Source organism: Azospirillum brasilense (genome assembly GCF_001315015.1).
Lineage (GTDB): Bacteria > Pseudomonadota > Alphaproteobacteria > Azospirillales > Azospirillaceae > Azospirillum > Azospirillum brasilense.
In genome coordinates this window covers 1,105,714-1,118,551 of sequence record NZ_CP012914.1, presented here as the reverse complement: position 1 = coordinate 1,118,551, position 12,838 = coordinate 1,105,714, and the positions used below count along the sequence as shown (strand labels likewise).

The 12,838-nt window shown below is 70.1% G+C and carries 13 protein-coding genes, 1 tRNA gene and 1 pseudogene; 7 read left to right on the top strand and 8 right to left on the bottom strand.

Translation table 11 applies throughout. The features are described from left to right. Window positions 1-15: 15 nt before the first annotated feature. Window positions 16-783, top strand: coding sequence for a phage tail protein (locus AMK58_RS05065; protein ID WP_059398682.1), 768 nt, complete (start codon window positions 16-18; stop codon window positions 781-783). A gap of 47 nt (window positions 784-830) precedes the next feature. Beyond that, complete coding sequence (locus tag AMK58_RS05060) at window positions 831-1,598, top strand: phage tail protein (RefSeq protein ID WP_059398681.1); 768 nt, start codon at window positions 831-833, stop codon at window positions 1,596-1,598. Window positions 1,599-1,649: 51 nt separating this feature from the next. On the opposite strand, the gene AMK58_RS05055 is transcribed toward AMK58_RS05060, so the two are convergent. The 4 genes from AMK58_RS05055 to AMK58_RS05040 all read right to left on the bottom strand — a co-directional run bounded on the left by AMK58_RS05055 (window position 1,650) and on the right by AMK58_RS05040 (window position 6,897). Continuing rightward, the gene (locus tag AMK58_RS05055; protein ID WP_035672472.1) at window positions 1,650-2,957 is read right to left on the bottom strand and encodes a hydroxyacid-oxoacid transhydrogenase; all 1,308 of its coding nucleotides are present in this window, start codon (window positions 2,955-2,957) and stop codon (window positions 1,650-1,652) included. A gap of 82 nt (window positions 2,958-3,039) precedes the next feature. Further along, entirely contained in the window at window positions 3,040-5,697 is a 2,658-nt protein-coding gene (locus AMK58_RS05050) for a DUF2339 domain-containing protein (protein ID WP_059398680.1), read from the bottom strand. A gap of 44 nt (window positions 5,698-5,741) precedes the next feature. Beyond that, a complete protein-coding gene (locus tag AMK58_RS05045) occupies window positions 5,742-6,512 on the bottom strand; it encodes a DUF72 domain-containing protein (RefSeq protein WP_059398679.1) in 771 nt (256 codons plus the stop codon). A 34-nt stretch (window positions 6,513-6,546) separates the two neighbouring features. Continuing rightward, window positions 6,547-6,897 carry a hypothetical protein gene (locus AMK58_RS05040; protein WP_035683631.1) on the bottom strand — a complete coding sequence of 117 codons (351 nt, stop codon included), beginning with the start codon at window positions 6,895-6,897 and terminating at the stop codon, window positions 6,547-6,549. A 387-nt stretch (window positions 6,898-7,284) separates the two neighbouring features. Here AMK58_RS05040 and AMK58_RS05035 point away from each other — a divergent pair, with 387 nt between their 5' ends. Both AMK58_RS05035 and AMK58_RS05030 read left to right on the top strand, forming a co-directional pair. Then, a complete protein-coding gene (locus AMK58_RS05035; RefSeq protein ID WP_035683628.1) occupies window positions 7,285-8,595 on the top strand; it encodes a lytic murein transglycosylase in 1,311 nt (436 codons plus the stop codon). An 8-nt stretch (window positions 8,596-8,603) separates the two neighbouring features. Then, window positions 8,604-8,996: pseudogene (locus tag AMK58_RS05030) on the top strand (YkvA family protein); the annotation flags it as partial. Window positions 8,997-9,015: 19 nt separating this feature from the next. Here the strand turns inward: AMK58_RS05030 and AMK58_RS05025 are convergent. Further along, on the bottom strand, window positions 9,016-9,435 hold the full coding sequence (locus AMK58_RS05025; RefSeq protein WP_035683623.1) for a secondary thiamine-phosphate synthase enzyme YjbQ: 420 nt from the start codon (window positions 9,433-9,435) through the stop codon (window positions 9,016-9,018). 109 nt (window positions 9,436-9,544) lie between these two features. Between AMK58_RS05025 and AMK58_RS05020 the strand changes: the two genes are divergently transcribed. The 3 genes from AMK58_RS05020 to AMK58_RS05010 all read left to right on the top strand — a co-directional run bounded on the left by AMK58_RS05020 (window position 9,545) and on the right by AMK58_RS05010 (window position 10,956). After that, window positions 9,545-9,988 (top strand): CoxG family protein, encoded by a 444-nt coding sequence (locus tag AMK58_RS05020; protein ID WP_035683620.1) that lies wholly within the window; start codon window positions 9,545-9,547, stop codon window positions 9,986-9,988. 120 nt (window positions 9,989-10,108) lie between these two features. Further along, on the top strand, window positions 10,109-10,735 hold the full coding sequence (locus AMK58_RS05015; protein ID WP_035683618.1) for a nitrogen fixation protein NifQ: 627 nt from the start codon (window positions 10,109-10,111) through the stop codon (window positions 10,733-10,735). A gap of 135 nt (window positions 10,736-10,870) precedes the next feature. After that, window positions 10,871-10,956 (top strand) — tRNA-Tyr (locus tag AMK58_RS05010). A gap of 66 nt (window positions 10,957-11,022) precedes the next feature. Here AMK58_RS05010 and AMK58_RS05005 read toward each other — a convergent pair. The 3 genes from AMK58_RS05005 to AMK58_RS04995 all read right to left on the bottom strand — a co-directional run bounded on the left by AMK58_RS05005 (window position 11,023) and on the right by AMK58_RS04995 (window position 12,411). Beyond that, window positions 11,023-11,382 (bottom strand): hypothetical protein, encoded by a 360-nt coding sequence (locus AMK58_RS05005; RefSeq protein WP_035683615.1) that lies wholly within the window; start codon window positions 11,380-11,382, stop codon window positions 11,023-11,025. A gap of 8 nt (window positions 11,383-11,390) precedes the next feature. After that, window positions 11,391-11,795 carry a response regulator gene (locus AMK58_RS05000; protein WP_014239878.1) on the bottom strand — a complete coding sequence of 135 codons (405 nt, stop codon included), beginning with the start codon at window positions 11,793-11,795 and terminating at the stop codon, window positions 11,391-11,393. Window positions 11,796-12,030: 235 nt separating this feature from the next. Further along, window positions 12,031-12,411 (bottom strand): hypothetical protein, encoded by a 381-nt coding sequence (locus AMK58_RS04995; protein WP_035683612.1) that lies wholly within the window; start codon window positions 12,409-12,411, stop codon window positions 12,031-12,033. Between the last annotated feature and the right edge of the window lie 427 nt (window positions 12,412-12,838).

The following is a 12,838-nucleotide window of genomic DNA, read 5'->3' as shown; positions in this document are numbered from 1 at the left end:
CGCGAAGGACACATCATGCGTAAGGCTCTTTTCACCGCCGCGCTTGCGATGGCAAGCGGCATGGCTCTGTTCAGCACGCCCGCCGCTGCCTGCAATGACGAGTCGTACATCGGCACCATCTGCACCTTCGCGTTCGACTGGTGCCCCCGCAACTACATCCCGGCCGATGGTCGGACGTTGGCGATCCGCGAGTATCAGGCGCTGTTCGCCCTGGTCGGCTTCCGCTACGGCGGCGACAACGTGAACACTTTCGGCATCCCCGATCTGCGCGGCCGCGCCGCCATCGGGTCCGGGACCGGCCCCGGCCTGACGAACATCGCCATCGGCGCCAAGGTCGGCCAGCAGGAGCTTCTGCTGTCGGCGGCGCAGGTCCCGCTGCAGCCGCACACCCACACCGCCACCTTCACAGGCACGGGCGGCGGGTCGGGCGGCTCGACCACCGTTCCCTTCACCGGCACCGTCAGCGTTCCCATCACCAACGGCGGCAGCCCGGTGTCCGCCCCGACCTCGGGCACCGTCTATCTCGGCGACGCCTCGATCGACGACGGCGGCGCCGGCATCACCCTGAAGGGGCCGTACAACACCAGCGGCCCGGGCACGGGCGCCAAGGTCGCCGGCACGGCCAGCGGCTCCATCACGGTGCCCAACACCGGCATCACCGGCGGCACCGTGGCGGTCGCGCCCGCCTCGGCCGGCGCCACCCAGAAGGTTTCCACCCAGTCCCCGGCGATCGGCCAGACCGTCTGCATCGTGGCCAACGGCCTGTACCCGAACCGTCCATAACGGATCGCAGCAACAGAATCCGCTTCTCCCAACGCCGAGGACACATCATGCGCAAGACTCTCCTCTCCGCCGCCTTTGCGATGGCTGGCGGCATGGCCCTGTTCAGCACCCCCGCCGCCGCCTGCAACGTGGAGCCCTACATCGGCACCATCTGTACCTACGCGTTCGACTGGTGCCCGCAGGGCTATGTGGTGGCCGACGGCCGCACGCTGGCGGTCCGCGAGAACCAAGCGTTGTTCGCCCTGATCGGCTACCGCTACGGCGGCAACAACGCGGATCTCTTCGCCGTCCCCGACTTGCGCGGCCGCGCCGCCATCGGGTCCGGCACCGGCCCCGGCCTGGCGAACATCGCCATCGGCGCCAAGGTCGGCCAGCAGGAGCTTCTGCTGTCGGCGGCGCAGGTCCCGCTGCAGCCGCACACCCACACCGCCACCTTCACAGGCACGGGCGGCGGGTCGGGCGGCTCGACCACCGTTCCCTTCACCGGCACCGTCAGCGTTCCCATCACCAACGGCGGCAGCCCGGTGTCCGCCCCGACCTCGGGCACCGTCTATCTCGGCGACGCCTCGATCGATGACGGCGGCGCCGGCATCACCCTGAAGGGGCCGTACAACACCAGCGGCCCGGGCACGGGCGCCAAGGTCGCCGGCACGGCCAGCGGCTCCATCACGGTGCCCAACACCGGCATCACCGGCGGCACCGTGGCGGTCGCGCCCGCCTCGGCCGGCGCCACCCAGAAGGTTTCCACCCAGTCCCCGGCGATCGGGCAGACCGTCTGTATCGCGACGACCGGCCTGTACCCTAACCGTCCGTAACACCAGTGAGGGCGTCCCCTTCCCACAGGAAGGGGCCGCCCGCCGCTGCGCTTACCAATAGGTCATGGCGTCGGCGTAGAGCTCGCGCAGGTTCTCCTCCGTCACCGGGCGGGGGGCGATGGTCAGCAGCCGTTGCTGGGCCAGCGCGCCCCTCACCAGATCCGGGATGTCCGCCGCGCCGTAGCCCAGCGCCGACAGGCCGTTGGGCAGCTGGGTGGCGCGCATCATGGCGATCAGCCGGGCGGCCAGAACGGCGCCGCCATCCGCCGGGGACACGTCGCGCACCTCCGCCCCCAGCGCCTCCGCCGCACGCAGATGGCGCTCGGGCTCGGCGGAGCCGGTGAAGCGGAAGGCGGCCGGGGCGTTCAGCACCACCGAAATGCCGTGCGGCACCATCGGGTTCGCCTTCTCGTAACCGCGCGCCGTGAAGCGGTGGTTCATCCCGGCGACGGAGTAGGACATGGCGTGCGGGATGTGCACCCCGGCGTTGCCGAAGGCCAGACCGGCCAGAGTCGCCGCGAACATCAGGGCGTCGCGCGCCTCCTCGTCCGCCGGGTCGTTGACGGCGCGCTCCAGATACTGCCCGCCGAGCCGGATCGCCTGGAGGCTGCCGATGTCCGACCAGGGGTTGGCGCCCTGGTAGGGCGGGCGCGGGTTGGCCGCGTCGGGCTTCGGGCGGGAGCGGTAGGAGCGCGCGGTGTGGCTCTCGATGGCGTGGGTCAGCACGTCGAAGCCGGTGGAGGCGATGACGCCCGGCGGCAGGCTGTCGATGGTCGCCGGGTCGACCAGCGCCAGATTGGGGCGCAGGTAGCGGGAGGAGATCCCGGTCTTCACCCGCATCTCCACATGGTCGAAGATGGCGACGCCGGTCGTCTCGCTGCCGGTGCCGCAGGTCGTCGGGCAGGCGATGTGCGGCTTGACCGGGCCGGGCACCGGGCGCCCCTCGCCCAGCGGCTTGTTGACGTAGGCGAGGAAGTCCGCCGGGTGGGTGGCGTAGAGGTTGGCCGCCTTCGCTGTGTCGATCACCGACCCGCCGCCGACCGAGACATAGCCGTCGAACCGGCCGTCGCGGGCGAAGTCCGCCGCCTCCAGGAAGGACGCGCTGGTCGGCTCCACCGCGCAGCGGTCGAAGACGGCGACGTCCAGCCCGGCCGCCTTCAGCGAGTCCAGCGCCGCCGCGAAGGGCGCGATTCCGGCCACATGGGGGTCGGTGAACAGGGCCACCCGGCGCATGCCCATGGCCTTGGCGTCGTTCCCCGCCTCCGCCAGCATGCCGCGGCCGAACTTCATCGAGGCGGCCTCGACCGTGAAGCCGCTGTCACCGTTCGGCAGGATGGGATGGGCGATGGGGCTGGTCATGGTTGCGGGCCTCCCTGGTTTTTCTGTGTTCGTTTCCACCATCGGAGCGCGAGAGGGGCCGCCTGTCAACCCGACCGTTCGCTCAGGCGACTGTTTGCCCTCCCTGCGGCGCAGTGCCTTGGAGCCGGCGGTAGAGATAGCCGACGCCGATCAGGCTCAGCCCCAGCCCGAGGAAGGAGGCGACGCGGTACAGCCCGCCCAACTCGGCCATGTCGCTGAGGAAGACCTTGGCGACCACCGCCAGGATCAGCGCCATCGCGGCGTGGCGCAGCCAGCCCAGCCGGTACCGCAGGGCGGCGACCAGCATCAGCACCGCCGCCACCAGGAACCCGACGGAATAGCCGTACCATTCGGCGTCCGGCAGGTCCGGGCCGGAGAGGACCGGCCCCTGGAAGGCATGGCGGATCTCCAGTGCCAGATTCATGCCGAGCAGCATCAGAGGCAGCAGCGCGACCCACGGGCGCAGACGGGCCGGCAGCGGCTCCACCCACAGGAACAGCAGCCCGAGCAGGGCCGGAAGCCCATAGGCGAGCAGCAGCGTGTTCGCCACCGGCCACGCGCCCACCGCCTCGTCGCTCCACAGCGGGTTCAGGGCAACGAGATGCAGCGCCGCCGCCTGAAGCGCCGCCAGTCCGGCCAGGATGCGCCGTCCCCACACCGCCACGGGCCGCGCCCGCCAGCGCCGCCCCGTCGCCAGCAGCAGGGCCAGCGCCAGCCAGACCAGCGTGTGCAGCGCCACTTCGCGCAGCGTGTCGGGCGGCTCGTCCAGCGTGCCGCGGGTCAGCGCCTGGATGCCGAGCGACAGCAGCAGCGTGACGAAGGCCAGCCCGCCGGCCTCCAAAAGCGCGACCACCCCGTCGTCGCCCTTGCCGTCCGGCGCGGAGCGCAGCCAATGGGCGGCCAGGAAGAAGCCCGCCGCCGGCAGGCCGTAGCCGTAGACGACCCAGCCGAGCCCGTCCTCCCCATACTCCAGCACAGACGGATTCAGCGCCAGCCTCACCAGAACGGCGCCCGCCACCAGCAGGATCACCGCGCGCAGCGAGCGCAGGCCCATCCGCCGCTCCAGCCACGCCAGAACCGGCACCTGAGCGGCCAGCGCCACGGTCAGCCACGCCTCGCGCAGCATCATGACGGCGCCGAGGCTGAGCGCCCCGACAGCCCCGGCGGCGAAAGCGGCCAGCCCCAGACCGACGCCCGGCTGGTGGCGGTGGCGGGCCAGTGGGCCGGTTCCGGCGACCAGCAGCGCCGCCAGCGCCAGGCTGGCCATCGGCCACAGCGTGTCGGCCTGCGACGGGTCCAGCCGCCAGTAGGCGAGCGCCAGAAGCACCACCGGCATCCAGGCCGCCAGCGACGACCACAGCGCCGCCCGCGTCGACCGCCACAGGGCGATGAAGCCACACATCCCGTACAGCAGGGCGAAGCCGCCCACCGCCCACAGGAACCGCCCGGACTGGAATGGCAGCCCCGCACCCGGCGATGGAACGATGGGATGCCCATCGGCGGTGACGGCGGGCGGCGGCAGGGGCCAGCGCGGCACCGTCCAGCCGGCGAAGGCGAGCAGAACCGCCAGCGCGCCGATCCAGGCGACGCCGGCGATCCGCTCGATCCGCCGCCCCGCCGCGACGCAGAGCAGCCCGAACAGGGCGAGCATCACCAGCGAGCCTGTGCGATGGCCGTCCACGGTGACGAGCATCGCCATCAGCAGCCCCAGCACCGCCACCGCCGCGACGGCCAGACGGTCGGCGCGCGGGCGCCCCCTCCAGCGCAGCATGTCGAACAGGGTGGTGCGCGGCATCGCCTCGACCGGCCCGGCCAGCAGGGCGGGCATCAGGAACAGCCCGGCGGTCAGCAGCAGGTAGATCCCGACCGGCAGGGCGTCGCCGGGGTTCCAGCCGCCGACGTACCAGACCGGCACCCAGCCCGCCGCCCCGACCAGCGTGCCCAGCCCCAGCCAGCGCCAGCCGCGCCACAGCACCACCGTCATGCCGGCGCCCGACAGGGCCAGCAGATAGGCGAACAGCCCCCAGGCCGATCCCCCGATGGACGAGACCAGCAGCGGCGTCGCGAAGCCGCCGAGCAGCCCCAGCGCCGCGATGTAGGGACCCTGCAACAGCGACAGCGCCATCCCCAGCGCCGCCAGCCCGCCGAGCAGCGCGAAGGCCAGCGGCGGGGCGAACAGGTCGTAGAGCACATAGCCGCCATAGACGCTGGCGAAGCCGGTGAACAGCCCGGCCGCGGTCAGGGCCGGGGGCACCGGATCGCGCCCTCCCGGCTCCGCCCCTCCGCCGCGCTGCCGCAGCCATTCGCCGCCGACCATCAGCGCCGCGGCGGAAAGCAGGCCGAGCGTGACGCGCACGCCGGGGCCGAGCCAACCCTGCTCGATCGACATCTTGATGAAGAAGGCCGCCGCCAGGGCGACCGTGGCCCCGCCCAGCCAGATCAGCCAGCGCCCGGCCAGCGCGTCCTCCAGCCGGCTCCACACGGACAGCGGGGGTGGAGAGGGCTCCGGTGGTGGTTGGATGGGCGGCGGTTGGATCGGCGGCGGCTCCGGCGGAGCCTCCACCATGACGGCGGTGTCCGCGGCGGGAACCTCGACCGGCGCAGCGTCGACCGTCACCGGCCCCTGCACCCGCTCCAGCGCCTGCCGCAGCCGGGCGATCTCGCGCTCCTGCGCCGTCAGCCGGCGGTTGAACCGGTGAGCGACGATGGCTCCGATCAGCACCAGAAGAATGACGTCCATGCCCGACCGCCCCGGCTGCGCTTGCGTTCGCGCAACGATAGCGGTCAGACGCCGGGCTTGTCTCTCTGACCTGTGGAGGCACCCAAACGGCTCATCAGCGTCAGCGCGTCGTCGACCGCGTGGAAGTCCGCTGTGTTGTCGAAGACACACCAGACCGGCCGCTCCCGCGCCTCGTCGCGGAAGCGCCGGGCCAGCCGGTCCAGAAGGTCCAGCGGGTAGGCGCTGCGGTACATCACCGGCGAGCCGTGCAGGCGCCAGTAACGGAAGCCGTCCCAGCCCGCCGGCTCCGCCGCCGCGGGCACCGGGGCCGGGTCGGCGGCGGCGCGGGCCACGGCGTGATCGACCAGCAGGCGGTCCGGCTCCGCCGCGAACCAGCTCGGGTGCCGCGGCTCGCAGACGACGGGGCCGGCGAAGCGCTCGCGCAGGGCCGCGAAGAAGGGACCAGCCACCGCCGGCTCGAAGCGCAGCGTCGGCGGCAGTTGCACCAGCAACGGCCCCAACCGGTCGCCGAGATGCCCGACCTCGTGCAGGTAATCGTCCAACGGGCCGGCACAGTCCTTCAGGCGCTGCTCATGCGTGATGGCGCGTGGCAGCTTGACCGCGAAGCGGAAGTCGGGCGGCGCCGAGGCCGCCCAGCGCTCCCAGGTCTCCGGCTTGTGCGGGCGGTAGAAGCGGCTGTTGACCTCGGTCATCGGGAAGACGCGGGCGTAGCGCTCCAGATGCGTGCCCTCCGCCGGGAAGGCCGGGGCGGAGGGTTTCGGGATGCTCCAGCCGGCGCAGCCGATGCGGATTCTGTTGATGGTCCCTTCGGCCAAACCTCTGCTCTCCCTGGGCGTGTGCGTTCCCGCCTTAGAACAGCGTCGGCTGCCGCTCGTCCCGGCGTGCGGCGCCACCCGATCGGTCCGCGTCCGCGATCAGCCGGGCCATCTCCCGGCGCGCCTTCTCCACCTCGTAGCCGCCGCGGTAGCGCCCGATGAAGCCTTTCCGGCAGGCCCGGCTGAAGCGCTGCGACGCGGTTTCCCAGTCGTCGCCGGGGCGCAGCCAGCTCACATAGGTGGTGCCGGTCCGCGGGTCGGTGCGCAGGTAGCGGCCATGCCCCTTCGGACCCCGCACCCACTGGCCGGGATTGAGGCGCAGAGCCCCCCGCGCCAGCAGCAGGGACACCTGCGGGGTGAGTTCGATGGTCGGAAAATACGGCATGGCGAACCCTCTCGGCGGCGCGCCAGGGGGCGGGCCGCGAACGTCTCTTTTCTGGTTTCGGAATGCCCTGGATATGGGGATTTCAGCCCGTTTGTTCAAGTTTTGTTCATGATTAAGCCCGCACTGATTGGGCGTCGCGTCACTCCGTCGGATGACAAAATCCGACACGGATTTCACGGATTTCCGAAAGCCCTCAAGCGCACGGCTGGTCGAGCCGCATCGCTCCGTGAAATCCGGTTTGATCCGTGCAATCCGTGTCGATTCTTGCCTGCGTCTCCCGCGCGTGGCGGGTGAGCGTTGCTTCCGGAACCGGAACTTGTCCGTTGAGTGAACGGGCCGTCCGTCCTAGGCTCCGGCACAGCTTTTCCCTGTTGGTCACGAGAGCGCATGCGCCCCCTGCTGTCCCTTCCCGTCCGCCTCCTGCTCGCCACCACGATCCTGGCCGGTTGCCAAACGACGGGCGCCCCGCCCGTGTCGGCGACCACCACGTCCGGAACCGCAAAGGCGTCCGCCGCCGCCCCGGCCAGTGTGGCGCCGGTCCAGCCCGCCGTCAGCTTCGCCGACTGGCTGAAGTCCCTGCGCGCCGAGGCGCTCGGCCAGGGCATCCGCGCCCAGACTTTCGACCGCGCCTTCGCCAACGTGAAGCTGTCGGACCGGGTGGTCGAACTGGATTCCTCCCAGCCGGAGTTCAACCGTCAGCCCTGGCAATATCTGGACAGCGCGGTCAACGACCGCCGCGTCCAGGCCGGGCGCCAGCGCATCCAGGACAACGGCACGCTGCTGCGCCGCGTCAGCCAGCGCTCCGGCGTCCCGGCGGAGATCCTGGTGGCCTTCTGGGGCGTGGAGACCGATTTCGGCAACTTCACCGGCGGCTTTTCCGTCGTCGACGCGTTGACCACGCTGGCCTACGAGGGCCGCCGCGCCAGCTACTTCCGGACGGAGCTGCTGGCCGCCCTGCGCATCCTCGACAGCGGCGACATCCCGCCGGAGCGGATGAGCGGCTCCTGGGCCGGCGCCATGGGCCAGACCCAGTTCATGCCGACCATCTTCCTGAAGCACGCCACCGACGAGGACGGCGACGGGCGGCGCGACATCTGGGGCAGCCTGCCCGACGTCTTCGCCTCCACCGCCAAGTTCGTGCAGGCCAACGGCTGGCGCGCGGGCGAGCGCTGGGGCGAGGAGGTCACCCTGCCCGCCGGCTTCCCCTACGAGCAGGCCGAATACAACATCGCCAAGCCGGTGTCCGAATGGCGCCGCCTCGGCGTCCGGCCGGTCGGCGGCGGCGAGCTGAGCGGCGGCGAGGAGGAACGGGCGGCCGTCCTGATGCTCGCCGGGGCGCAGGGGCCGGCCTTCCTGGCCCGGGAGAATTTCCGGGCGATCATGAAGTACAACCCCTCGACCAGCTACGCGCTGGCGGTGGCGCTGCTGTCCGACCGTCTCGCCGGCCGCTCCGGCGTGCAGGGGAGCTGGCCGCGCCACGAACCGGCGCTGAGCCGCGACGAGCGGATCGAGCTTCAGGAGCGGCTGGCCTCGCTGGGCATGGAGCCGGGAACGGCGGACGGCATCGTCGGCGCCAACACCCGCAACGCCGTGCGCCGCTTCCAGCAGTCGATCGGCGCCGTGCCGGACGGCTTCGCCACCAAGACGCTGCTGGAACGGCTGCGCCAGTCCGCCGCCCCCGTCCCGGCGGCGGGTTGACGGCAGGCCGGATGCTGGCGACGGCGAAGGGTTGGGCGCGGCGGATCAAGCGCGACGTGATCGCGCTCTATCTGGCGGCGCGCGACCCGCGGACGCCCTGGTACGCCCGCGTGGCCGCCGCCGCGGTGGCGGCCTACGCGCTCAGCCCCATCGACCTGATCCCCGATTTCGTGCCGGTCCTCGGCTATCTGGACGACCTGCTGATCGTGCCGCTCGGCATCCTGCTGGTCATCCGCCTGATCCCGGCGGCGGTGCTGGAGGAACAGCGCGCCACCGCCGCCCGGCTGGCCGACCGGCCGGTCAGCCACGCCGCCGCCGCGCTGATGGTCGGGATCTGGCTGATCGCCGCCGTCGCCCTGTATTGGTGGCTCGAACCCCATGTCGCGGGTTGGCTGGGGTAGACGCGCGGGCGCTTGGCCCTCATTCGCCCAGCAGATGCAGCGCCAGGGTCCGCTCGTGGGGCTGGCGGCGGTGCTCGAACAGATAGATCCCCTGCCAAGTGCCCAATGCCATTCGCCCCTCCAGCACGGGGATGGACAGTTGCACGGTGGTCAGCGCGCTGCGGATGTGGGCGGGCATGTCGTCCGGCCCCTCCAGGATGTGGTCGTAGAGCGCCGGGTCTTCCGGCACCAGCCGCTTGAAGAAGCGCTCCAGATCGCCGCGCACGCTGGGGTCGGCGTTCTCCTGGATCACCAGGGAGGCCGAGGTGTGCCGGCAGAAAACGGTCAGCAGACCGGTCGCCATGCCCTGGTCGGCGACCCAGCGGGCCACCGGCTCGGTCACCTCGACCAGGCCCTGGCCGCGGGTTCGGGTGGTCAGCGTCGTGACGGCCTGCCGCATGATTGTCGCCCTCCGTGCTCGATTGCGCGTCTTGGAAGCGGGTCATCCATACACCAAATCGCTTGGCATTTCCGGCCCGACAACTGGCCCGACCAACAACAGGTGATCCATGGAACTGAACGGCCAGTACCGGATTCCGGCGGCGCGCGAGCGGGTCTTCACCGCGCTCTGCGACCCCGCCGTGCTGCAACGCTGCATCCCGGTGCTGGAGGAGATGGACCGGCTGTCGCCCACCGAGTACAGCGCGCGCGTGCGCGCCACGGTCGGACCGCTGAACGCGCGCTTCGCCGGCAACGTCCGGGTGGCGCCGGAGGACGCGCCGCGCTTCTACATCCTCTACGCCGAGGGCAAGGGCGGCCTCGCCGGAGCGGTCAAGGGCGAGGCCCGCATCACGCTGGAGGAGGTGGACGGCCACACCCACCTGTCCTTCACCCTCGCGGCGGCGCTGGGCGGGGCCGTCGGACGGCTGGCGGTCAAGCTGGTCAAGGCCAAGGCCGACCGCGTCATCGACGGCTTTTTCGAGCGCTTCACGGCCGAGGTCCTGAACGGCTGAGGCGGATGCCGGGCATGCCTCGACAGCGCACCCGCAAAAAAACCACTTCGCAGTTGCGGAAATTTGATCCACCATCATGGTCATGACCGAACAACCCCCCGATGCGGGAGTTCGCCGACCATGATTGCCGACATCGCCGACCCCGCGGTCTTCTCGCTCCACCCGCCCGCCGACGCTCTGGACGGCGTTCCGGATGGCCCGGCCCTCGACCGGTTGTTGTTCAGCCGCATCGTGGGTCTGGCCGCTCAGCATCCCGGCGGCGCCACCGCCTCCCTGGGACTGGCGCGCGAGGCGCTGGCCGAACTGATCCGGCGGCACGCGGCGGGCTTCGCCCATCTCCTCCCCACCCTGCCGGACCACAGCGGCGAGGACGCCATCGAGGAGGAGGATTTGCGGGCCTTCCTGCTCGACCACCGCGCCGCCGGAACCGTCGAGGAGGAATGGCTGGCCGCCATCGTCGCCCGCCGCACGCTGGGGCCGAACCATCTCTGGCAGGACATGGGCTTCGCCAACCGGCGGGAGCTGAACGCCATGTTCCGCCGCCATTTCCCGTCGCTGGTCGCGCTGAACAGCGGCGACATGAAGTGGAAGAAGTTCTTCTACCGCCAGCTCTGCGAGCGCGAGGGGCTGATGCTCTGCAAGTCCCCGAACTGCGAGGTGTGCGACGACTTCAGCGCCTGCTTCAGCGCGGAGGACGGCGACCCGCTGAGCACCCTGGCCCGCGTGGCCCGTGGCGAGGGGGCCTGAACAAAGATGCCCGGCCGATGAAGAAAGCCGCTTGACCGGAGCGCCGCTACCCGTTAGATAACGCCACCCGCCGGACGGAAGGCCAAGCAAGGCCCGATGAACGGCAGGTCTCCGATGGTCGCGTCAAGCATCAGCGGAAGGGTGGCCGAGTGGTTAAAGGCAGCAGACTGTAAATCTGCCCGCGTAAGCGTACGCTGGTTCAAATCCAGCCCCTTCCACCATCTGACGCGGCCGGTTCATGACAGGGTCATGACCGGCCGTTTCCTTTTCCAAACAATGTTGAATTGTCAGCGCGGCTGCGCGCCCAGATCCTCGAAGGTCAGGCCTTTGTCGGTGCGGGTGAAGCGGCCCTTGCCGTTGACGGTCATCGCCGTCGCGCCCGGCTGCGGTGCGAAGGTCGCCGCGTAATAGCAATCATACTGCTTGTCGTCCGGCTTCGGGGCGCCGTTCCGGTATTTGGTGTCCACGCAGCCCTGCTTGCGGAAGCCATCGAACCCGCGGAAGCCGCCCTGCCCCTGGCCGTCCAGCGCCCGCTTGGTGTGGGTTTCCACCAGCTTGCGCATGTCGGACTCGCCCGGCTCCCCCGAACAGGCGGCCAGCGGCAGCACCGCCAGACCGCACAGCACCACACGCCGCAGGCCCCGCATCTCCTCTCTCACTTGCCGGCCAGCAGGCGGTCCACCCGCTCCTTCAGGGCGCCGAAGGACGGCGGCTTCACGACGAAGCCGTTGACACCCAGGGACATGGCCTTCTTCACGATTTCGGATTCCGTGTGGTTGGTCAGGAAAACCACCGGCGTGCGGCGGTTCCGCACCTCGGCGCTGGCCCGCAGCTCGGCCAGGAACTGCAGGCCGGACACCGGCTTCATGTCGATGTCGCAGACGATCACGTCGGGGGTGGCGCGGATGCACTCCCGCATGCCGGTCTCCCCGTTGTCGGCCTCGGCGATCGAGCGGAAGCCGATCTGCGAAAGGATCTGCATAATGGTCCGGCGCACGAAGGGCTGATCTTCGATGACCAGGATGCTGTACTGCCCGTAATCGACCGGCTTCCTGTCCATCGCCGCACCCTCCTTCGCCCGAGCCCGGGAAACTGGCCAAGCACTGGTGGGACCAGCCCATGGTCATACAGTCGAACACTGATAATGCGAGTTCGCCCAACGAGCAACCAAAGGACGGTTACAACTTTTAAAGAATGGGGGATTCTCCCCAGCAGGGCACGGCGAAGGGCCGCGCGAAACGGCACGGCCCCTGATTTTCCGTAGGGATGGAGCGCATTTCCGGCTCCCGCCGATGCTACCGTCGACTGGACCCCTGCAACCCCAGGAGGGTGGAGATCACACCGGCGACGAACCGACGTTCCGGGTGCAACTCATGCACCGCCACCGCGCGCCCGGCGAAGGACAGAGCCGCCTTCGCCATGCCCGCCGGGTCCGGGCAGGCTTCACCGTCGATACGGAAACGCGTGATAGTCTTGGTCAGCTCGTGCATTGCCGTCAACGGCGGGATGCACATCAGGAAACGGGCGCTGGCGACCGGCGTGAAGCCGCAGCGCTCGAACATGGTCTGCACGGTCACCGGAGCCCCCTCCGGCCCTTCGGTCCCGACCTGATAGCGGAGCAGCCGCTGCGCCCGTTCCTCCACCGCCTCGGACCAGCCGGCGGTGGCCGTAATCATAGGGTTGATCAAACCTGCCTCCAAATGCACCAGCCACGGGCCGCGCAGGCGCCAGGAACGTTAAATTGTTCGCTGAACGAACAAGGTCAAGAACATCCCGCATGGTGGAAACCTGCATCCGTTTGCTCACGAAGCAACCGGCGTGCCAGCGCAGGGCGGCGGCAACGCAGAGCCGCCCCTTTCCCTCGCCGGATTCCCGCATCGCCTTAAAACTCCACCTGATTAGCCTGTGGCGTCGCGGGATTTAACGGCGCAGCTTTCGTCCCAGTGCCGCCGGCTGCGCTTTCTGGGCAACCAGGACACGTTACATATGCGACAATCTGCCGCTCTTTTGGGCATAGGGTGTCGCTGCTCTGCAACCGACACCCTGAAAGCGATGATCAGGACCTTTGCACGCGCGTGAATCGTTATGTCCACGAAAAACAAT

Bases quoted from the DNA above. Each gene is read 5' to 3' on its own strand.
- AMK58_RS05065 (WP_059398682.1), top strand. From the start codon at position 16: ATGCGTAAGGCTCTTTTCACCGCCGCGCTTGCGATGGCAAGCGGCATG.
- AMK58_RS05060 (WP_059398681.1), top strand. From the start codon at position 831: ATGCGCAAGACTCTCCTCTCCGCCGCCTTTGCGATGGCTGGCGGCATG.
- AMK58_RS05055 (WP_035672472.1), bottom strand. From the start codon at position 2,957: ATGACCAGCCCCATCGCCCATCCCATCCTGCCGAACGGTGACAGCGGC.
- AMK58_RS05050 (WP_059398680.1), bottom strand. From the start codon at position 5,697: ATGGACGTCATTCTTCTGGTGCTGATCGGAGCCATCGTCGCTCACCGG.
- AMK58_RS05040 (WP_035683631.1), bottom strand. From the start codon at position 6,897: ATGCCGTATTTTCCGACCATCGAACTCACCCCGCAGGTGTCCCTGCTG.
- AMK58_RS05035 (WP_035683628.1), top strand. From the start codon at position 7,285: ATGCGCCCCCTGCTGTCCCTTCCCGTCCGCCTCCTGCTCGCCACCACG.
- AMK58_RS05025 (WP_035683623.1), bottom strand. From the start codon at position 9,435: ATGCGGCAGGCCGTCACGACGCTGACCACCCGAACCCGCGGCCAGGGC.
- AMK58_RS05020 (WP_035683620.1), top strand. From the start codon at position 9,545: ATGGAACTGAACGGCCAGTACCGGATTCCGGCGGCGCGCGAGCGGGTC.
- AMK58_RS05015 (WP_035683618.1), top strand. From the start codon at position 10,109: ATGATTGCCGACATCGCCGACCCCGCGGTCTTCTCGCTCCACCCGCCC.
- AMK58_RS05005 (WP_035683615.1), bottom strand. From the start codon at position 11,382: ATGCGGGGCCTGCGGCGTGTGGTGCTGTGCGGTCTGGCGGTGCTGCCG.
- AMK58_RS05000 (WP_014239878.1), bottom strand. From the start codon at position 11,795: ATGGACAGGAAGCCGGTCGATTACGGGCAGTACAGCATCCTGGTCATC.
- AMK58_RS04995 (WP_035683612.1), bottom strand. From the start codon at position 12,411: ATGATTACGGCCACCGCCGGCTGGTCCGAGGCGGTGGAGGAACGGGCG.